The sequence below is a fragment of the Curtobacterium sp. PhB137 genome, from assembly GCF_003814955.1.
Taxonomy (GTDB): domain Bacteria; phylum Actinomycetota; class Actinomycetes; order Actinomycetales; family Microbacteriaceae; genus Curtobacterium.
Genome location: NZ_RKQO01000008.1, coordinates 300,002 through 320,636 on the forward strand (window position 1 = coordinate 300,002; position 20,635 = coordinate 320,636).

The 20,635-nt window shown below is 71.8% G+C and carries 13 protein-coding genes and 1 tRNA gene; 6 read left to right on the forward strand and 8 right to left on the reverse strand.

Going from position 1 to position 20,635, the window contains the following annotated elements:
• Nucleotides 1-72: 72 nt before the first annotated feature.
• The 3 genes from EDF28_RS15830 to EDF28_RS15840 form a co-directional block, all read right to left on the reverse strand.
• Nucleotides 73-149 (reverse strand) — tRNA-Met (locus EDF28_RS15830).
• Between the two features lie 63 nt (nucleotides 150-212).
• The gene (locus EDF28_RS15835) at nucleotides 213-3,182 is read right to left on the reverse strand and encodes a UPF0182 family protein (protein WP_185094269.1); all 2,970 of its coding nucleotides are present in this window, start codon (nucleotides 3,180-3,182) and stop codon (nucleotides 213-215) included.
• Between the two features lie 165 nt (nucleotides 3,183-3,347).
• A complete protein-coding gene (locus tag EDF28_RS15840; protein WP_260155051.1) occupies nucleotides 3,348-4,457 on the reverse strand; it encodes a PDZ domain-containing protein in 1,110 nt (369 codons plus the stop codon).
• Between the two features lie 152 nt (nucleotides 4,458-4,609).
• On the opposite strand from EDF28_RS15840, the gene EDF28_RS15845 reads away from it, so the two are divergent.
• Together EDF28_RS15845 and EDF28_RS15850 are read left to right on the forward strand one after the other, a co-directional pair.
• Nucleotides 4,610-6,091, forward strand: a complete 1,482-nt coding sequence (locus EDF28_RS15845; protein ID WP_260155052.1) for a zinc-dependent metalloprotease — start codon at nucleotides 4,610-4,612, stop codon at nucleotides 6,089-6,091.
• A 75-nt stretch (nucleotides 6,092-6,166) separates the two neighbouring features.
• Nucleotides 6,167-7,024 carry a TOMM precursor leader peptide-binding protein gene (locus EDF28_RS15850; protein ID WP_123938943.1) on the forward strand — a complete coding sequence of 286 codons (858 nt, stop codon included), beginning with the start codon at nucleotides 6,167-6,169 and terminating at the stop codon, nucleotides 7,022-7,024.
• Here the strand turns inward: EDF28_RS15850 and EDF28_RS15855 are convergent.
• Nucleotides 6,915-8,720 carry an ATP-dependent helicase gene (locus EDF28_RS15855; RefSeq protein ID WP_260155053.1) on the reverse strand — a complete coding sequence of 602 codons (1,806 nt, stop codon included), beginning with the start codon at nucleotides 8,718-8,720 and terminating at the stop codon, nucleotides 6,915-6,917. The two genes, EDF28_RS15850 and EDF28_RS15855, sit on opposite strands and share 110 nt — an antisense overlap.
• Complete coding sequence (nudC, locus tag EDF28_RS15860; protein ID WP_123938944.1) at nucleotides 8,717-9,652, reverse strand: NAD(+) diphosphatase; 936 nt, start codon at nucleotides 9,650-9,652, stop codon at nucleotides 8,717-8,719. Before nudC ends, EDF28_RS15855 begins: the two co-directional genes overlap by 4 nt.
• A gap of 129 nt (nucleotides 9,653-9,781) precedes the next feature.
• Between nudC and EDF28_RS15865 the strand changes: the two genes are divergently transcribed.
• The gene (locus EDF28_RS15865) at nucleotides 9,782-10,780 is read left to right on the forward strand and encodes a phosphotransferase (RefSeq protein ID WP_123938945.1); all 999 of its coding nucleotides are present in this window, start codon (nucleotides 9,782-9,784) and stop codon (nucleotides 10,778-10,780) included.
• Between the two features lie 376 nt (nucleotides 10,781-11,156).
• On the opposite strand, the gene EDF28_RS15870 is transcribed toward EDF28_RS15865, so the two are convergent.
• A complete protein-coding gene (locus tag EDF28_RS15870; RefSeq protein WP_123938946.1) occupies nucleotides 11,157-14,396 on the reverse strand; it encodes an ATP-dependent DNA helicase in 3,240 nt (1,079 codons plus the stop codon).
• Entirely contained in the window at nucleotides 14,393-17,548 is a 3,156-nt protein-coding gene (locus tag EDF28_RS15875) for a UrvD/REP family ATP-dependent DNA helicase (protein WP_185094270.1), read from the reverse strand. The genes EDF28_RS15870 and EDF28_RS15875 overlap by 4 nt, the downstream gene beginning before the upstream one ends.
• Before the next feature lie 127 nt (nucleotides 17,549-17,675).
• Here EDF28_RS15875 and EDF28_RS15880 point away from each other — a divergent pair, with 127 nt between their 5' ends.
• Nucleotides 17,676-17,900, forward strand: a complete 225-nt coding sequence (locus EDF28_RS15880; RefSeq protein ID WP_111084998.1) for a DUF3107 domain-containing protein — start codon at nucleotides 17,676-17,678, stop codon at nucleotides 17,898-17,900.
• A 4-nt stretch (nucleotides 17,901-17,904) separates the two neighbouring features.
• Nucleotides 17,905-18,201 carry a hypothetical protein gene (locus EDF28_RS15885; protein WP_123938948.1) on the forward strand — a complete coding sequence of 99 codons (297 nt, stop codon included), beginning with the start codon at nucleotides 17,905-17,907 and terminating at the stop codon, nucleotides 18,199-18,201.
• Here EDF28_RS15885 and EDF28_RS15890 read toward each other — a convergent pair.
• Complete coding sequence (locus EDF28_RS15890; RefSeq protein ID WP_260155054.1) at nucleotides 18,198-18,911, reverse strand: ferritin-like domain-containing protein; 714 nt, start codon at nucleotides 18,909-18,911, stop codon at nucleotides 18,198-18,200. The genes EDF28_RS15885 and EDF28_RS15890 overlap by 4 nt on opposite strands.
• A gap of 93 nt (nucleotides 18,912-19,004) precedes the next feature.
• Here EDF28_RS15890 and EDF28_RS15895 point away from each other — a divergent pair, with 93 nt between their 5' ends.
• On the forward strand, nucleotides 19,005-20,507 hold the full coding sequence (locus EDF28_RS15895) for a DEAD/DEAH box helicase (RefSeq protein WP_123294092.1): 1,503 nt from the start codon (nucleotides 19,005-19,007) through the stop codon (nucleotides 20,505-20,507).
• Nucleotides 20,508-20,635: the final 128 nt, after the last annotated feature.

Below are 20,635 nucleotides of genomic sequence, written 5' to 3' on the forward strand. Positions count from 1 at the left end.
CGTTCCGGCGTGGAGGAGCCCGGGAACGAGGAAAGCCCCGGTCCTTTCGGACCGGGGCTTTCGTGTGACGCTTGGTTGCGGGGGCAGGATTTGAACCTACGACCTCTGGGTTATGAGCCCAGCGAGCTACCGAACTGCTCCACCCCGCGGCACATTGAATAGCCTACACACGGTCGTGGCGGGGCACAAATCGTGTGCCCCGCCACGGCGTGTCAGCTGCCGTCTTCGGCTGCGGTCGCGGCCTCGATCGCCTCTTGCAGGCGCTTGTCGGCCTCGGCTGCAGCGACCAGGTCGTTGTCGGCGTAGGCCTGCTGACGGTCCTGCAGGGCGTCGTTCGCGTCGGACAGCGCCTGCTGCAGTGCGTCGTTGTCCGTGGTGCCCGAGCCGGTCGAGCCACCGGTCGACCCGGAGCCCGAGTCGGAACCGGAGTCGGACGAGCCCGACCCGGACGAACCGGAGTCGCTCCCCGAACCACTGGCATCGGAGTCTCCGGCAGCAGCACCCGAGTCACCGCCGAACAGCGAGTTGAGCGCCTCGTCGAGGGTGTCCTCGAACGCGATCTTGTCGCCGAACGCGACGAGCACCTTCTGCAGCAGCGGGTACGAACCGCTCGACGTCGACTGCACGTACACGGGCTGCACGTACAGGAAGCCGCCGCCGACCGGAAGGGTGAGCAGGTTGCCCTGCTTCACCGTCGAGTTGCCGCGCTTCAGGATGTTCAGCTCCTGCGACACCGTGGTGTCCGAGTTGAACAGGTTCTGCACCTGCGCCGGGCCCGGGATGTTGTCGGTCTTCGGCATCGTCAACAACGTGAGCTTGCCGTAGCCCGACGCCTTCTTGCCCTTGCCCGCACCTCCCGCGTCGGAGTCGGCGGCCAGGTAGCCGGTCAGCACGTTGCGGTTGTTCGCACCGGCGGACTGCTGGGGGATGTAGGTCGTGTACAGGTTGTACGCGGTCTCCTGCCCCGGCACCTTCATCGTCAGGTAGTACGGATCCTGCAGGTTCGCCTTGCTCGCGGTCGTCGTCGTCTGCGCGCCCAGGGCGTTCGTGGTCGTCGACGTGTCGGCGGCGCTCGCATCCGTGTCAGTCGACCCCGTGGTCGTGGGCTCCTGTGGTGTGTTCCATGCGTCGTCACCCGAGTAGAACGAGTTCGCGTTCGTGACGTGGTAGGTGCCGAGGATCGACCGTTGCACCTTGAACAGGTCCGTCGGGTAGCGGACGTGGTCCAGCAGCTCGGCGCTCATGCTCGACACCGACTTGACCGACGTCGGGAAGACCTTCTCCCACGTCTTCAGCACCGGGTCCTTGGTGTCCCACGCGTAGAGGGTCACCTTGCCCGTGTAGGCGTCGACCGTGGCCTTCACCGAGTTGCGGATGTAGTTGACCTGGTCGGTGCGGTACGCCGAGGACTCCGAACCGGCGATGCTGTCCGACAGGCTCTGGCTCTGCGAGTACGGGTAGGCGTCGCTCGTCGTGTAGCCGTCGACGACCCACTGGATGCGGTGGTCGACGATCGCCGGGTAGGCGTCGCTGTCGACCGTCAGGTACGGCGCGACCTTCTGGACACGCGTGATCGGGTCGCGGTCGTAGAGGATCTGCGAGTCCTTGTTGACCGCGTCCGACAGCAGGACCTGCTCCGACTGGAACTTCGCCGCGTAGACGAGTCGGTTGAAGAAGTTGCCCACACTCGGTCCGCCGTCGCCGGAGTACGTCGTGGTGGCGTTGCCGCCGTTGTCGTCGTCGGATCCGGACGGGTAGTCGAGCTCGACGTCCTTCGAACCCTTCGGCGCCCCGACGATCGAGTACGCCGGCGAGGTCTCGCCGAAGTACACGCGCTGCTGGAAGTCACCCAGCGCACCGTTCGAGGGGATGCCCGACTCGAGGAAGACCGGCTTGCCGTCGCTCGCGCGCTGGTTGCCGAAGGCCGCGGTCACGCCGTAGCCGTGGGTGTACACGAACGCCCGGTTGTACTGGGTGTTCGCGGCCGAGCTCAGACCGTCGAGGTCGATGTCGCGCACCGCGATGACGGTGTCCTCGGTCTCGCCCTTGACGTCGTACCGGTCGACGTCGAGCTCGTCCGGGAACTGGTAGTACTGCCGGTACTGCTGCAGCTGACTGAAGGTGTCGGAGACGATCTTCGGGTCGATGAGGCGGATGTTCGCCGTCGTCTGGGCGTCCTGCGCGAGGGCGCCGGAGCTGGCCTCGGTCGTGGCGTCGTAGTTCTGTTCCTTGACGTCGGAGACACCGTAGGCGTCCCGCGTGGCCTTGATGTTCCGCTCGATGTACGCGGACTCGTAGGTACGCTCCGAGGGCTTGACCTGCAGGCGCTGGACGATCCAGGGGTAGATGCCCCCGATGACGATCGCGGCGACGAGCAGCAGGCCGGTGCCGACGATCGAGATGCGCCAGCGGCCGATCACCGCGGTGACGATGAACAGGATCGCGACGATCGCCGCGATGCCCGCCATGATCTCGCGACCCGGGATGACCGCGTTGACCTCGGTGTACTGCGCACCGGTGATGAGCGAGTTCGACTTGGTGAGCGCCGCGTACTGGTCGAGCCACAGGCTGACGGCCTGCAGCGCGATGTAGAGCGCAGCGGTGACGGCGAGCTGGATGCGCGCTGCTCGGGAGATCCGGACTTCACGTCCCCCGAAGCGCAGCGCGCCGTACAGGTAGCAGGCGGCGAGGGCGGCGAGCCCCGCGATCAGCACCACGGCCGACGAGTACGCCACGATCGAGCGCCAGAACGGCAGCTCGAAGACGTAGAAGCCGATGTCCAGGCCGAACTGCGGGTCCGTCTTGCCGAACGGGGTCCGGTTGAAGTACTCGAGCACCATGCTCCAGCGCCCCGAGGTCGACAGCCCGGCGAAGATGCCGAGCACCACCGGGATGCCGATCATGACGGCGCGGCGCAGCGGTTCGATGACCTGCTGGTACCGGTCCAGCTGCGAGTTGAGCTTCGCGTAGACCGGGCGGTACCGGAAGGCCAGTCCGATGCTCAGGAAGACCGGGATCGCCATTCCCAGGAAGCCCGCGAGGAACATCAGGGTCCCTGCGATCCACCGCGTCGTGAGGACCTGCTGGAACCCGAGCTGCGCGAACCACGCGTAGTCGGTGTACAGGCTGGCGAAGATGAAGAAGCCGATCACCAGTGCGGCCAGCACGATGATCGTGACCACGATCGGGACCCGCGGCGAACGCCGCCCCGAGGTGGACGAGGTTGTCGTCACTTGATGTGCTCCAGACGTGTCGGACCGGCGGGCCCGGCTCGCGGCGGGCCGTCAGTGCACTGATCCTATTGGACCGAGCGGACAGTGAAACTGTGCGAGGACTCAGGAACCCGGTCAGGAACCGCAGCGGGCGAGCTTCGCGGTGCTCTTCCCGTCGGCGATGGTCTGCAGGTCGGTGACGGCCTGGTCGAGCGTCGACACCTTGTAGACGTCGAGCCCGTCCGGCACGTGCCCGACGACCTCGCCGCAGTTGTCGGCCGGGGCGAGGAACACCGTCGCCCCGGCTTCCCGCGCTCCGTAGAGCTTCTGCCGGATGCCGCCGATGGCTCCGACCTCGCCGTCGGCGGTGATCGTGCCCGTCCCCGCGACGTGCTTGCCGCCGTTGAGCTTGCCTGGTGTGATCTCGTCGATGATCCCGAGCGCGAACATCATGCCGGCCGAGGGGCCACCGACGTCCTGCAGCTTGATCGAGACGTCGAACGGGAAGTCGTACTTCTCCGTGACGCCGACGCCCAGGAGCGCGGTGCCCTGCTCGTCGCGCGGGGTCACCAGGACGTCCTTCGTCGCACCGTCGCGCTCGATGGTGACGGTGGCCGGGGTCGACGTGCCGTGCTTCGCGACGAGCTCGCGCAGCGAGGTGGCGTCGGCGTTCGTCGTGAGCGAGGTGCCGTCGAAGGCCGTGATGACGTCGCCCTTCTCGATCGGGCCGTCGGCAGCCGAGCCCGGCTGCACGGTACCGACCTCGAGTTCGGTCGGCAGGTCGTTCCCCTGCTGGATCAGTGCTGCGGCCACGGCGGACTGCTGCGACGCCTGCATGTCGGCGGAGTCCTGCTGGTTCACCTGCTCGGTCGTGGTGCCGGTCGGGTAGATCGCCTCGACCGGGATCACGGCCTCGGACTTCGTGAAGATCGCCCGGACGACGCTGGTCCACGACGGACGGTTCGTCGCGTCACCCTGGATGCCGACCGTCAGCATGTCGAGCGCCCCGGCGGTGGGGTAGGTCTCGTGCCCGGAGACCTGGATCAGCTTGACGTCCTTCGCGTCCTTGCCCGTCCCCTGCTTCTGGGTCCCGATGGTGTTGTAGACCGGTCCGGGGACCTCGATCAGGTACGGGCTCGGCAGCACGCTCGCCAGGATCCCCAGCACGACGGCACCGATCACGAACGCCCACCCGACGGTCCTGGCACGCGAACGACGACGGGGCGCGGGGGTGAAGAGGGTCACGCGGGGTCCTTCCAGGGGCGGTCGCCGGGCCTGACGGCGGGGCGGTCGTCCGCGCCGTACGGCGGGACTGTTCGCCCTCGGCGCAGCGGTTCGGGCGTTCCCACGGGGGCATCCCAGGTGCGGCCCCGTGAGCAGCGATTAGCGTAGTCGGCATGCCTGATGAACCACAGCCGGGGCCGGACGACGACTTCCAGGAGATGCTGCGCAAGCTGCTCTCGGGCGAGGGCCAGATCGACCCGTCGCAGCTCGCCGGTGCAGCCGGCCTGCCGAACGACCCGGCCTTCGTCGCGAACCTGATGAGCCAGCTGCAGCGTGCCGCGCAGTCCGGCGGCGACGGCATCGACTTCTCCGCGACCGCCGAGCGCGCCACCGCGATCGCCCGTGAAGGCGGCCACGCCGTCGACCCGGTGGCCTCGCAGGCGGCCGACCAGGCGTTCCAGGTCGCCGCCCTCTGGTTGGACGAGGTCACGACCGTGGCCGAGCTCACCGCCACCCCGAGCCTGTACACGCGGGAGCAGTGGGCGAAGGCGACGGTTCCGGTGTGGACCCAGATCGCCGAGCCCGTCGCGTTCAGCATCGCCGATGCGCTGACCGAGGCCATCGACCAGCGTGCTCCCGAAGAACTCAAGGCGATGCTCGGCGACGTCTCGAAGGCGATGCGCGGCGTCGGCGGTGCCCTCTTCGCCATCCAGCTCGGCCAGGTCGTCGGCCAGCTGTCGAAGGAGGTCGTGTCCGGCGGCGACGTCGGGGTCCCGCTGCTGGACGAGCAGGTCGCCGCACTCCTGCCGCAGAACGTGGCCGAGTTCGCCGAGGGACTCGACGTCTCCGAGGACGAGGTCCGCATCTACCTGGCGGTCCGCGAACTCGCCCACGCACGGCTCTTCCGCTCAGCGCGGTGGCTGCGACTGCACATCATCTCGTCGATCACGGACTACGCACGGGGCATCCACATCCCCTTCGACCGCGTCGAGGAGCTCGCCGCGGACATCGACCCGACCAACCAGGAGCAGCTGCGGGACGCGCTCGCCTCGGGCGCGCTCATCCCGCCGCGCACGCCCGAGCAGGATGCTGCGCTGGCACGACTCGAGACCATGCTCGCGCTCGTCGAGGGCTGGGTCGACACGGTGACCGCCGCCGCCACCGTCCGGCTGCCGAAGAGCAGCGCCATCGCCGAGATGGTCCGCCGTCGCCGTGCAGCCGGAGGACCCGCCGAGTCCGCGTTCGCGACGCTCGTCGGCCTCGAACTGCGACCCCGCCGTCTGCGCGAGGCCGCCGCGATGTGGCAGCGGGTGACGGACGAGCTCGGTGCCGAGCAGCGTGACGCACTCTGGTCGCACTTCGACCTCGTCCCCACGTCCGACGACGTCGACGCACCGGACGCCCTGGTCGCCCGTCTGCGGAACCCCGCGCAGACGGAGGAGGACGACGCGTTCGACAAGGCGCTCGAGGACCTGCTCAACGACGCCACCGGCGCCCGTCCGCACGAGGATGAGTCCGGCCGGATCGACGACGGCGCCCCGGGCACCGGCGAGACAGGCACCGGCGAGACGGGCACCGACGGAACGGGCACCGACGAGACAGGCACCGACGAGACAGGCACCGACGAGGACCGCCCCGGCGACCAGCCCCGCTGAGTCCGGCACCGCCGAGTTCTCCACAGATCCACCACCCGGCCCCACGCGTGCCCCCGACTCGGGCACCGTGGGGTCATGGGCATCCGCATCGATCCGACACTCGAGTTCGTCTGGCGCGACCCGACGACGGTGCAGCTCGGGGTCGATCCACCTCGTGCCGTCGTCGACGTCCCGACCACGGGCGAGGAACGGTTCCTCAGTGCCCTGCGGCGCGAGACGGGGCGCGAAGCGCTGAGCGGCCTCGCCGTCACCTCGGGCTGCCCACCGGACGTCGCCGCGCGCGTGCTCGGTGCGGCGTCCCCCGCCGTGATCGACGTCCTGCCCGAACCGCTCGAACGGGTCGAGGTGCACGGCGCCGGCGGGTTGGCGGACACGATCGCGGCCCACCTGTCCGGCGAGGGCGTGACCGTCGCCCGGACCTCGTCCCCACGGGGCGGCCCGGTCGAGCTGCCGGAGCACGAACCCCGGCTCGCCGTGGTGGTCGCCGACCACGTCGTCGACCCCGCGCTCCGCGCCGCCTGGGCCCGCAGGGGCGTGCCGCACCTGGCGGTCGTGGTGGGCGACGGCCGCATCCGCCTCGGGCCGTTCGTGGTCCCGGGGGCCGGCCCGTGCCTCCAGTGCGCGGAGTTCGCACGCGTGGACGACGACCCGGCGTGGCCCGCGATCGCGTCGCAGCTGTGGGGACGACCACCGGCGCCGCTGTCACCGTGGCGGTCCGCCGCGGTGGCCGCGGCCACCACCCGGCTGCTCGTGCAGCGCCTGCCGCTCCGGTCGCAACGTGCCGACCCGGACCAGGTGGTGTTCGACCGCGACGACCTGGCCGTCAGCCGGTGGTCGGTGCCGCCCCATCCGCGGTGCGCGTGCCGAGCACTGCCAGGAACCGACTCGGAGCGCGGGCTCCCCCACGCGTGGAACCCTGTCTCGACCACGTGATCGTCACGGTCCGCCGGGCGCGGGTCAGGCCGACGTAGAACAGGCGACGTTCCTCGTCCACCTCGGTGTCGGTGGTGGCGTGTGAGATCGGCAGGAGTCCCTCGGCGGCACCGGCGATGACCACGTTCGGCCACTCGAGCCCCTTGGACGAGTGCAGGGTCGCCAGGGTCACGGCGTCGACCTCGGGCTCGTGGTGGGTCGCGGCACGGTCCACCAGGTCCTGGGTGAACTGCTGCATGGTCGTGCCGGCGGGGGCGTCCTCGGCCAGGCCCATGATCGCCTGCAGCGCTTCCCACTGCTCGCGGACGGCGCCGGTGCCCTCGGGGGCAGTCGGCGTCCACCCACTGACCTGCAGCACGAGGCGGACACGGCGGGTCAGTTCGTCGTCGGTCTGCCGGATCGCCTCGCCGCGCATGTGGTGCACCGCGAGCTTGACCTCGGGCCGGTTGAAGAAGCGCGTGCCGCCCTGCACCCGGTAGGGGATGCCGTTGCGGCCGAGCGCGGACTCGAGGGCCGCGGACTGGGCACCGACGCGGAACAGCACTGCGCAGTCGCCGTACGACGCCCCGCCGGCGACGAGTTCCGCGATCCGTCGGGCGATGGTCTGCGCCTCGTCGCCGTCGTGCACGCACGGAACCACGACGGGGTCGGGGCCGGACTCGTCCGTCTGGGCGACCAGGTCGAGCGCGCCCGGTTGCCCGCGCATCAGGGCGTTGGCAGCGTGCACGACCTCGCGGGTGGAGCGGTAGTTCCGCTCGAGTCGGACGATCGAGCCGCGGGGGAACTCCGAGCCGAAGCCGAGCAGGTAGTCGCTCGACGCACCGGCGAACGAGTAGATCGTCTGGCTGGCGTCGCCGACGACGCACAGGTCGTCGCGGCCGCCGAGCCAGGCCCGCAGCAGGTCGTGCTGCACGGGCGAGACGTCCTGGTACTCGTCGACGACGAAGAACCGGTACTGCTGCCGCACGTAGGACGCCACGCGCGGCTCCGACTCGACCATGCCGAGCGTGGCGAGCAGGACGTCCTCGAAGTCGAGCTGTCGGCGGTCGTCCTTCAGGCGCTCGTAGGCCTTCATCAGGTCGATCACCCGGCGCGGCGAGGTGTCGCGCGGCATCACCCGTTCGGCGGCGGCGGCCTCGTACTCCTCGAGCGAGAGCATCTGCACCTTGCGCCACTCGACCTCGGCGGCCAGGTCGCGCAGCACCGGGGTGTCGACCGACATCCCGACGGTGTCCGCGGCGTGCGCGATCATCCGGCCCTTGGACTCGACGATCTTCGGCGCGTGCCCGCCGACGGTGTCCGGCCAGAAGTAGCTGAGCTGCGCCATCGCCGCAGCGTGGAAGGTGCGCGCCTGCACCGTGCCGGCGCCGAGCGAGCGGAGTCGCGACCGCAGCTCCCCGGCGGCGCGGGTGGTGAACGTCAGCGCGAGGACGTGGTTCGGTGCGTAGGTGCCGGTCGCGACGCCGTAGGCGATGCGGTGGGTGATCGCACGGGTCTTGCCGGTGCCGGCGCCCGCCAGGACCGCGACGGGGCCGAGCAGGGTCCGGGCGACGGTGCGCTGCTCGGTGTCGAGGGCGGCGAGGAGTTCATCGGGCGACGGCGGACGGACCTCGGCCGAACCGGCCGAACCGGCCGAACCGCCTGCACCGCCCGGACCAGCGCCAGCCGGCACCGGCCCACCACCAGCACTGCTCACGGCAGGTCCAGCGGCCCGCCGTACCACTCCTCGATGATGGCGCGGGCGATCGAGGTCCGACCGGGCAGCAGCAGGGTGTCCCCCGCGCGCTCCCGGATCTCCTCGCGCGAGAACCAGCGCACGTCGAGGATCTCGACGCCGTCGGGCCGGGCAGTGGACGGGTCGCCGTCCACTGCGCGGGCACGGAAGCCGACCATCAGCGACGCGGGGAACGGCCACGGCTGCGAGCCGAGGTACTCGGGCTCCTCGACGTGCACGCCGGACTCCTCGAAGACCTCGCGGCGGACGGCGTCCTCGAGCGACTCCCCCGGTTCGACGAAACCGGCGAGCAGCGAGTAGCGGTCGGCGTCCCACGCGGCGTTCGAGCCGAGCAGGATGCGGTCGTCGGCGTCGACGACACCGACGATGATCGCGGCGTCGGTACGCGGGAAGTGCTCGTGTCCTTCAGGGTCACGGCGCACCCACCCGCCGGTGACGACGTCGGTCGCGGACCCGGTGCGGGGCGAGAAGCCGTGGACGGCGTGCCAGTTCGCCATCGCCACGGCCTCGACGGCCAGGCCCTGGTCGCGCGGGGACAGCTCGGTGCCGAACATGCGCAGGCTCTCCCACGCGTCGTCGGACGGTTCGATGGCCGACGCGGTGGCGTCGTCGACGAGGGCCGCGACGAAGCGGGTGCCAGCGGGGGCGTCGGCAGCGTCCGAGACCGCGCGGCCGAGGTACAGCGTCACGGTGCCGTCGGGGACGTCGACCGCGGTCACGAAGCGCAGGGTGCCGTCGGCGTTCCGGAGCATCTCCGAGCCGTGCACCGGCAGGTACCGGGTCGCGGAGTCCTCGCGCAGGACCCGGTCGAGGTCCGGCGTCGTGCGGAACTCGGCGTCGCGGTCGAGTTCGTTGCGGGACAGCGGGAGCCGGGAGGCGAACTCGACGGTCACGGCAGAGGGCTCCTCGGTTCAGGTGCAGGCGAGGCCTGCGGGCGGGGCGTGCGGCAAGGCGTAGTGGGAAGGCTTCGGGAACAGCGTGGCGTGCACCGGTGCAGGCGTCACGCACCTACCCTGGGGGGCATGGCGGGATCCCAGTTCACTCTAGCCGCGTTGGCGACGACGGCCGTGCCCGGTCTCGTCGTCACGGGCACGCGCACGCTCGGCTCGGCCGCGGCCGGCGACTACGAGTCGGCTCTCCTCCGCGACGCCGACGGCGCCCTGACGGTCATCCGACGTCCCCGGAACCAGCGGGCGGAAGCCCGGCAGTCGGCCGACCTCGTCGCGATCCGTGCGCTGAGCGCCGGGATCCGCACGCGCCTCCCGTTCGGTGTGGCCGAGTACCGCGGTCAGGCGCCGATCGGATCGACCCGCGCCATCGTCACCACCCGGCTGCCGGGCGCGCACCCGACGCTCGCGTCGTTCGCCGAGCGCCCCGAGCTCGCCACGAGCGTCGGCCGCGCCCTCGCCGCGATCCACCAGCTGCCGACGAGCTTCGTCTCGGACGCCGGCCTGCCGTCGCTCACCCCGTTCGAGGTGCTGCGCTCCGCCGTGTCCGTGATGGACCGCGCCGTCGCCACCAAGCTCGTGCCCGCCGCCCTGGTCGAACGCTGGGAGGGTGCCGCGCGCGACCAGCAGCTGTGGCAGTTCACCCCCACCGTCGTGCACGGATCGATCGGCACCGGCGTGCTGCTCGTCGACGGCGACTCCGTCAGCGGGATCCTCGACTGGGGCGAGCTCCGACTCGGAGACCCGGCGAAGGACCTCGCCTGGGTGCTCGCCGGCCGACGCGACGCCTTCGACACCGTCCTGAGCGCCTACGAGGCGAACGGCGGCGGACGCGACCGTCAGCTCGCACAGCGCGCCCGGGTGCACCACGAACTCGAGACGGCGCACTGGCTGCTGCACGGCGTCCAGGCGAAGAGCACCGAGGTCGTCGACGACGCGGTCGCCATGATGCACCGGCTGGTCGACGCGGTGCACGCGCCGAGCGCGGAACCGCTGCAGTCGGTGTCCCCCGAGACGATGGAGATCGGCGAGGTCGAGCAGTTGCTGTCGTCGACCGAACGCCGACACGGCTGACCTCCGCTCCGACGTTCCGGCTTCTGCGCCGCGCTCACTTCTGCCGAGCGGTCACGCAACGTCGTCCGCCCCGCGTTCGAGCGACCGTCCACGACCAGTCGGCAGCCGCCGACGGGCTGTCGTGACCAGCGGTGGTCGCGCTGGGCGGTGGGCGCGACTGCCTGGAGGCCCGGTGCCGGTCCGCGAGACCGGCACCGGGCCTCCAGGGTGGCCGGCTGGGGCGCGGCGCGCTCCCCGCCCGCGTCCGGCACCGAGCCGTCACGACTCCCCGCCCTCCGAGCACCGACCGGCCACGAGCCGTCGGCCGTCGCGCCTCGCACTGACGGCCTGTGACCGGTCGCCGTGCACGCCGCGGGGTGTCGCGACCCCTCGTCCGTCAGCCGATCGCGGCCGTCCAGGCGCGCTCGAGTCCAGCACGGTCGAGCAGCTCGGTCGGGCGCACCTCGAGGTCGTCCGCGACGAAGTAGAACACGGCGTCGACCTGGTCGACCGGTCGACCGGTGAACTCGGCGTAGGCCACCCGGTACAGGGCGAGCTGCAGCGTCCGTCGGGCCAGGTCGTCGGCACCGGACGGTGCCTTGCCCGTCTTCCAGTCGACGACCTCGGCACGCCCGTCGATCTCGTAGACGGCGTCGAGCTTGCAGACGACGCTGTGTCCGAGGAACGGGATGTGGATCTCGCGCTCGACCTCGACCGGCGTGCGGCCGGCCCACCGTGAGCGGGCGAAGGTGGCCTGGAAGTCGGCCAGCCGTCGGGCGTCGTCGTCCGTGACCACAGCGTCCGGCGAGGCGTCGACCAGGTCGTCGGCGTCGAGGTCGAGCTCGTCGCCCCACACGTCGAGCGTCTCGAGCGACCCGCCCGTCCGGGCACGCTGCTCCACCCACTGGTGGAAGAGCGTGCCGAGCCGGGTCGCTCGGTACGGACGCTCCGGCATCGGCCGGCGCAGGCGTTCGGCCACCTTGTCCGGCTCGGTCAGGTAGTCCTTGAAGCCGGAGGCCGGCACACGGTGCGGGACCACGACCGCGTGCTTCGCGTTCCGGGTCGCGCGTCGTTCGGCGAGCAGCAGGTCGATGTCGGCCGCGTACCGGCCGGAGGCACCGGGGTTGGCGTTCCGGACCCGCTCAGCCGCCGCCAGCACTCGGGGCGCACGCTGCCCGAACGGCACGTGCGGCCAGAGCTGCTGGGCGCCGTCCTCGCCGAGGGGGTTCTCGTCGTGCACGGTGGTCTCCGGGATCGCGGTGCCGTCGACGACCCCGGCCTCGACCAGGTCGTGCAGGTACCGGCTCGGCTCGGTGGGGCGCACGCCGCCGGCCCAGAACGAACCGGACACGAGCAGGTCGTGGCGGGCACGGGTCAGCGCGACGTACGTGAGTCGGCGTTCCTCGTCCTCGTTGCGGGCCTTCACCTGCTCCTTGAAGGCGTCGATCGCGGTCGTGACGTCCTTCTGGGTCTCCTGCCCGCGCCACGCCAGGCTCGGCAGCTCGGCGCCGTCCCCCCGGAACTCGTACGGCAACCGGCCGAAGCCGAGCCACCCGGACGAGCCCTCCTGCGGCCGCGCGGGCAGGCCGCCCTCGACCATGCGCGGCACCGCGACGGCGTCCCACTCGAGGCCCTTCGACCCGTGGATCGTCAGGATCTGGACCGTGCCGGCTTCGGGTTCCTCGGAGCGCGGGCCCATGTCGTCACGGCGGGCGGCGGCGTCGATCCACCCCAGGAAGGAGCCGAGGTCGGCACGGTCGTCGGTGGACACGAACCCGGCGAGCTCGTCGATGAAGGCGTCGAGGTACGCCCCGCTGCCCTGCTCGTGCGCCGCGACCTCGATGTCGAGCCGCATCTCCTGCACCACGAGCGTCACGAAGTCGACCAGGTCGCTGCCGGCCCTCGACCGCAGCATCGCGAGCTGCGTGCCGAGCGACCGCATCCGGCTGCGGCCGGCGGGCGTGATGCCCTCGAGCGCGCCGTGCTCGTCCGGTGCGGTCGCCACGAAGTCCAGGGCGTCGACGATCGAACCGTGCTCCCCCGCGGCCACCGAGGCGCGGAACGCCGCCGTCAGCTCGTCGTCGAGCCGCTGCTGCGTGTGGTCACGCTGGAACAGCCACCGCGCGAGGTGGTGCAGGGCGACGACGTCCGCCGCGCCCACCCGCCACCGGGCACCCGCGAGCAACCGGATGAGGTCGTTGCCGGCAGCCGGGTCGTGCAGCACCCGCAGGCACGCGACCAGGTCCACGATCTCGGGGCGCTGCAGCAGACCGCCGGTGCCGAGCACGTGGAAGGGCACAGCACGCGCTCCGAGCGCCGCGGTGAACGACGCCAGGTCCTTGCGGGCACGGAGCAGCAGGGCCATCGACCCGGTCGGGTTCCGCTTCCGGTGGCCCTGGAACCAGGCGGCGACCTCGTCGGCCTCTTCCGGCAGGGTCTCCGGGAACACCGCCCGGACCGTCCCGGCGTCCGCACCGGGTCGCGGTGACAGGCGCTCGACGTCGACCTCGGATGCCTCGGACAGCGGCGCCACGATCGCGTTCGCCCCCGCGAGGACGTCGACCGGGTTCCGCCAGCTCGTCGACAGCGCGAACGTCACGGGCCGGACCGCATCCGGCTCGGTGCCGCCGAAGTCGTGCGGGAAGCGTGCGAGGTTCGCGGCGCTCGCACCGCGGAACCCGTAGATCGACTGGTGCGGGTCGCCCACGGCCATCACCGAGTGCCCGCGGAACAGCCGGGCGAGGAACCGGGTCTGCACCACCGAGGTGTCCTGGTACTCGTCGAGCAGCACGACGCCGAACCGCTGCCGCAGGTCCGTGACCACCCGCGGCGCGGACTCGGCCGCGGCGAGCGCCAGGGCGATCTGATCGGAGAACTCGACGAAGCCGCGGTCGACCTTCTGCCGCCGGAACTCCGCGACCAGGTCGGCGAGGGGCTCGAGCGCACCGATCGCCGCGACGGCGTCGGTGATCGCCTTGTACGGCTTGCCACGGTTGCCGGGCAGTTCGAGCAGGTCGGAGAACTCGACGGCGAACCGGCGGAGGTCCTCGGGTTCGACGAGGTGCTCGGACGTGGCTCCGGCGAGCGCCACGACGGCCGCGGTGAGGGTGTCGACGTCGCGGTCGAGTCCGGCCAGTCGGTCGTCACGCGCGGCCACCACGACGCGGCGGGCCAGCTGCCAGGCGGACGGTTCGGTCAGGACCTGGGACTCGCCGTCGCGGCCGACGAGCAGGGCGTTCTCGCGGAAGACGGCGTTCGCGAACGCGTTGTAGGTCGAGACCGTGGGCGCTTCGAAGGCGTCGCCCGGGGTGATCAGACCGACGTCCTCGAGTGCACGGATGCGGTCGTTGATGCGCACCGAGAGCTCGCCGGCGGCCTTGCGGGTGAAGGTCAGGCCGAGGACCTCGTCGGGGCGGACCATGCCGTTCGCGAGCAGCCAGACCACCCGCGACGCCATCGTCTCGGTCTTGCCGCTGCCGGCTCCGGCGACGACCAGGGCGGGGGTGAGCGGGGACTCGATGACGGCGCGCTGCTGTGCGGTCGGGCGCGGGCGGCCGAGGGCGTCGGCGATGGCGTCGGCGCCGTGCTGGACCACAGGCGCAACGAGGACGTCCGTCGTGTCGGTCGTGTCGGTCACCAGGTCACCTCCGAGACCACGTGGATGCGGCACTCGACGCCGGTCCGGGCCTTCTCGCAGTGGTCGTCCACGTTCGCCAGGAAGGTCCGTCCGGCCATGCCGAGCGCGACCCCGTGCAGGCGCTCCCGGTAGGCGTCGCGCGCCTCGGCGTCGAACGCGTGCTGGGTGCGCTCCGAGTAGGCGTGTCCGCCGCGGGGGTTCTGCACGAACACGAGTCGGGCGTCCGTCATGGGCGAGCCGGCCGGAACGCCCTCGACCGCGCCGTCCTCGATCGCCAGCTGGTACGCGCCGAGCTGCGGGTGCTCCGGCATGTCGTTCTTCTCGCTCGGCATCGAGCGTCCGGTCTTGAGGTCCACGACGCTGACACGGCCCTCGGGATCGACCTCGATGCGGTCGATACTGCCGCGCATCCGGGCGGGGCCGGTGACCAGGGCGAACGAGGTCTCGGCGCCGAGCAACCGGCGGCCAGCGCCCGCGAAGGTCCGCAGGTAGTCGCTGAGCCCCTCGATCATGCGGCGGGTGCGCGCGCGTTCCCGATCGGCCACCCACGGCGACTCGAAGGTCAGTTCGTCCCACCGGGCCTCGACCCGCTCCCACAGCGACTCGACGTCGATCTCGGTCGCGTGCTCCATCGCCTCGTGCACGATCGTGCCGATCCCCATCGCCGGACTCGGCGCACCGCCGCCGAAGGTCTGCACGAACCAGTGCACCGGGCACTCCTCGAACGTGCCGATGCGCGACGGCGAGACGGACACGGTCGGGGCGACGGGTTCGCCGCCCTCGACCTCGGGCACCGGCTCGGCGTCGAGGTCGACCAGCGGCTCGTCGGTGGTGGGCTCGGCGAGGCCGTACCAGTCGTCCGGTGCGGCCCCGGGGACCTCGGCCTCGGCCAACCGGGCCAACGCCGAGGCGGCCTCGTGGTCGCCGGACAGGACGACCCGACGTCGCAGGGACCCGGCCAGTCCGCGCAGGGACAGCGGGTGCACGGTCGGCTGCCGGTCCGGCGGCACCGGCACCAGGCGGACGAACGGCGACGGGGACTCGTCGTCGTTGGCGACGGTGCCGATCACGACCTGCGTGGTCGCGCGGGAGACGGCGCGGGCGAACAAGCGGAGTTCGTCGGCGACCACCGCGGCGCGGTCGTCGATCGGCGAACGCTCGGCCCCCGACGCTGCACGGACCAGGCCGTCCGGATCGAGCAGACTGCCGCGCACCCGGGTGTTCGGCCACACGCCGTCCTGCAGCCCGAGCACCACGACGACGTCGCACTCGAGTCCGATCGTCGCCGAGGGGGTGAGCACCCGGACCCGGCCGGCGGTGCGGTCGGGGCCGATGGAGTCCTCGGGCAGGTCGGAGCCGAGCAGGTCGTCGACGAACACCCGGGCCGGGGCGTCCGGGGTGCGTTCGACGAACCGCTTGGCGGCGGTGAACAGGCCGACGACGGCGTCGAGGTGCCGGTCCGCTTCGCCGGCACCGACCCCGCCGGCTGCGGACTGGCCGCCCCACGACTTCGCGAGGCCGCTGCGCTCCCACAAGCCCCAGAGGATCTCCTCGATGCTCGATCCGGCCTCGGCGTCGGCGTGTGCCTGCACCAGACTGCGCGCGAGTCGGGTCGCCCGTCTGGCGAAGCCCGCGTCGACCGTGGCCAGACGCTCCGGGGCACCGAGCGCGTCGATCAGGAGTTCGTCGGCCGTGCGGGTGCCGTCGCCGGCGAGCTCTTCGCGCCGCAGGGCGAGCCGCAGCCGGCGCATCGCCAGGGTGTCGAGTCCGCCGAGCGGCCCGGTGGCGAACGCCGTGGCCAGGGCGGCGTCGAGGGGCAGGACCCCGAGGGCGACCGCCGCGGCGTCGAGCAGTGCCCGCGCCGCCGAGTCGTCACGGGGGCGGACGGGCGCGGCACCGGCGGTCGCGGGGACCTCGGCCACCGAGAGCGCACGCACGAGCTCGGGGATCGCGGCGCCGCTGCGGGTGACGACGGCCATCCGGTGCCACGGCACACCGTCGAGCAGGCGGTGCTCCCGGAGCCTCCGCGCGACGGCCACGAGCAGCGCCGACCGGCTCGCCGCCTCGAGGTGCACGACGGCGTCGGCTCGGGCGTCCTCGTCGCTCGCCGTCGCCGCGCGCTGCCGACCGGCCGCTGCCGTGCCGATGCGCCCCGTGATCCCGGAGACCAACGACCGGATCGGCGCGGGGTACCGGTGCACGGTGCCGAGGAGGAGTTCGTCGACGCGGTCCACGCCGAGCCGCACGGCCAGGCGCCCGAGCACGTCCGGTTCGGCCCCGCGGAACGCCGAGGCGGCGATGTCCGGGTCGCCGAACGCGACGACCTGCACGCCGGACCGGGCGAGCGCACCGAGCAGTGCCACCTCGCCCTCGACGAGTTCCTGGGTGTCGTCGACCACGATGAGTCCGAGGGCGGCGATGCTCGCCGGGAGTTCCCCACGCAGCACGGCGGCGGTGGCGAACGCGACGAGCTCACCGGAGTCGAGGCTGGTCGCGCGGAACGCGGTGACCGAGGCCCGGTACTCGTCGACGAAGTCACCGACGGCCCGCCACTCGGGTCGACCGCCCTCGTCGCCGAGCTCGCGCATGTCCTCGGGCTCGACGCCCGCCGCGATCGCACGCATCATGACGTCGCGCAGCGCGGTCCGGAACCCGGCGCGCTCGCGCACCACCGCGGTGATGGGTTCGGGCCAGTCCGGACCGGTGCCGTCGAGCTCGTGACCGGCGAGCAGGTCGGCGATGATGCGGTCCTGCTCGCCACCGGTCAGCAGCGTGGGCGCTTCCTGCCCCTGGACCGCGGCGGCGTGCGCGACGATCTGGAAGGCCAACGAGTTCACGGTCCGGGCGAGCGCTCCGGGCACCACGCGGTCGACGGCGGCGGCGAGGCGGTCACGGAGGGCCGTGGCAGCGGTCCGCGACGAGGTCAGCGCGAGCACGGTGGCGTGCCCGTCGGGGCTGATCGCGTCCGGTCGGCGCAACCGGTCGGCGACGAGCCGGGCGAGCGTGGTCGTCTTGCCCGTGCCGGGAGCGCCGATGACCGCCGCGTGCCGGCCGTCGGGCAGCGCGAGCACGGCGGTCTGGGACGGGTCGTCGACCAGGGCGCGTGCGACGCCGACGTCTGCGGGGGCTGGCGTCAGCGTGGTCTGCGGCACGCTCGTACGGTACCCACGACCGCCGACACCACCCGGCCCGACGCGGGCGCGGCGCGCACCCGGGCCGCAGAGTGCGCCCGCGGCGAACGTCCGATGTCCTCCGGGACCGCTCGGATACGCTGTGCTCGTGGACATCAAGATCGGCATCATCAACAGCCCGCGCGAGATCGCGTTCGAGACCGCCCAGACCGCCGACGAGATCGAGAAGGCCGTGTCTGAGGCCCTCGCGTCGAAGGCGACGCACCTGTCGCTCCAGGACGAGAAGGGCCGTCGCTTCATCGTTCCGGTCGCCGCCCTGGCGTACGTCGAGGTCGGCGCGGAAGAGGCACGCCGCATCGGCTTCGTCGCCTGACGACGTGGAACTGCTCTTCGCCGTCCTCGGCGGCCTGATCATCGGCGGGATCGCGCACGTGGTCCTGCCGCGGCGCGCCAGTCGTGGCGTGCTGATCGGGCCCGCCGTGGGCGGCATCGCCGCTGCCGTGCTGTGGGAAGCGCTGACCTGGGCCGGGTGGCGGTACGACGCCACCTGGATCTGGGTCGTGGCCCTGGTCGGTGCGGGCGTCGTCGCCCTCGTCGTCGAGTGGCTGCTCGGGACGCGCCGCGACAAGAGCGACGTCGAGTACTACGAACGACTCAAGGCCCGCGGGGCCTAGGCCGTCAGGCCGAGTGCGTCCATCCGTCGGGTGTGCGCCGCGATCAGTTCGGTCCAGACCGGCTCGAGCCGCTCCTGGTCCTCGCGAGCGTGGGAGGCCAGCGCCGACCGCGCCACGAGCAGGGTGTCGCCGACCAGACGCCGACCCCACATCGCCAAGCGCGAGCCGACCTCGGGGTCGTCCTCGATGCGGGCGGTCAGTTCCTCGACGACCGCGGGTTCCTCACGCGCGTCGAACACGGAGCGCAGCCGCTGCCGCACGTCGTTCGGCAGCGACCGCAGCAGGTTGCCGAACAGGTCGTTCAGGATGCCGGCCGTGACGTAGCCGGTCAGCATCGACTCGTACCAATCGGCGCCGCTCGTGCGCTCGAGGAACCGGTCGATGGCCTCGCGGTGCGGCGCCATCAGTTCCGCCGGGTCCGAGCCGTTCCGTTCGATCTCGGCGACGATCGTGCGGTGCCGGTCGAGCGCCGTCGTCGCGAGCACACCCGTCACCAAGCGACCGGACAGCGTCGGCGCCGAGGCACCGGCACGACCCATCGTCTCGTAGACGGAGAGCTGCAGGTACGCGGCCTGGCCCAGGTAGACGTCGAGCTCGGGGGTGACGTCGTCGAGCGCCAGACGCTTGACCTGGCTTGCGTTGCGCGGGTTCCGCGACGCGAGCCACGCTGCTGCGAGCTGCGCCGCGCGCTTCCGGTTCCACCACGACACCACCCGGAGAGCATAGCGGGAACCGCCTCGCGCCCCGCTCCACCCGCCCATCGGTAGACTGGCCCGGACTTCCACCAGAACTAAGGTGATTCTTTGACTTTCGCAGACCTCTCCATCGAGCAGGACATCGTCGACGCGCTCGCGGGCAAGGGCATCCTCGAGCCCTTCCCGATCCAGCAGCAGACGATCCCGCTCGCCCTCACCGGCCAGGACATCATCGGCCAGGCCAAGACCGGTACCGGCAAGACCTTCGGGTTCGGCCTCCCCCTCATCCAGCGCCTCGGCGCCGACCCGGCGCCCGGCGTCAAGGCCCTCGTCGTCGTCCCGACCCGAGAACTCGCGGTCCAGGTGACCGAGGACCTCGAGGTCGCCACCTCGAACCGCCCGACCACCGTCGCGGCGATCTACGGCGGCAAGGCGTACGAGGGCCAGATCGAGCAGCTCAAGGCCGGCGCCCAGATCGTCGTCGGCACGCCCGGGCGCCTCATCGACCTGCAGCGCCAGCGACTCCTCGACCTGTCCCACGTGCAGGAAGTCGTCCTCGACGAGGCCGACCGCATGCTCGACCTGGGCTTCCTGTCGGACATCGAGCGCATCTTCCAGGCCATCCCCGAGGTGCGGCACACGATGCTGTTCTCGGCCACGATGCCCGCGCCGATCGTCGCCCTCGCCCGCCGGTTCATGAGCCGTCCGGTGCACATCCGGGCGACCGACCCGGACGAGGGCCTCATGCAGGCCAACATCAAGCACCTCATCTACCGCGCGCACTCCCTGGACAAGGACGAGGTCATCGCCCGCATCCTCCAGGCCGAGGGCCGCGGCAAGACCGTGATCTTCACCCGCACCAAGCGTGCGGCGGCGAAGCTGGTCGAGGAGCTCAAGGACCGCGGGTTCAACGCCGCAGCGGTGCACGGTGACCTCAACCAGGAGCAGCGCGAGCGCGCGATGGCCGCCTTCAAGGCCGGCAAGCGCGACGTGCTCATCGCCACCGACGTCGCCGCCCGCGGCATCGACGTGGACGACGTCACGCACGTCATCAACCACACGATCCCGGACGACCCGGACACCTACCTGCACCGCGCCGGTCGTACCGGCCGTGCCGGCAAGACCGGCATCGCGGTCACGTTCGTCGACTGGGACGACCTGCACAAGTGGACGCTGATCGACAAGGCCCTCGAGTTCGGCATCCCCGAGCCCGTCGAGACCTACTCGTCGTCGCCGCACCTGTTCGAGGAACTCGACATCCCGAAGGGCACCAAGGGCCGTCTGCCCGGTGCCTCGTCGCACGCCGCGTCGGCCGGTGCCCCCGCCGAGAAGCGCAGCAGTGACCGTCCGGCGTCCGGTCCGCGTGACGCGTCGCGTTCGCGGTCGCGCAGCCGCACCCGGTCAGGAGGCTCGGAGCAGCCCGCCTCGCAGGCTCCCGCCACCGAGTCCGCGGCTCCGACCTCCGCGCCCACCGACGACACGTCGGCCACCGAGGGCGGGACCACCGACGGCGCCGCGAAGCGTCGCCGCCGTCGCCGCCGTCGCGGAGCCGGCACCGGCGATGCCTCGGCGACCGCCTCAGCACCGCAGGGTTCGTCGGACGGCGAGTAGCGCCTCCAGACCGAAGGGTCCGTCGCTGACGCGACGGGCCCTTCGTCGTCCCCACCTGCCGACTGCGCCCGCGAAAGCGACAGATCGCCGCGAACCGTCGGCGGGAATCTGTCGCTTTCGCGGAGGGG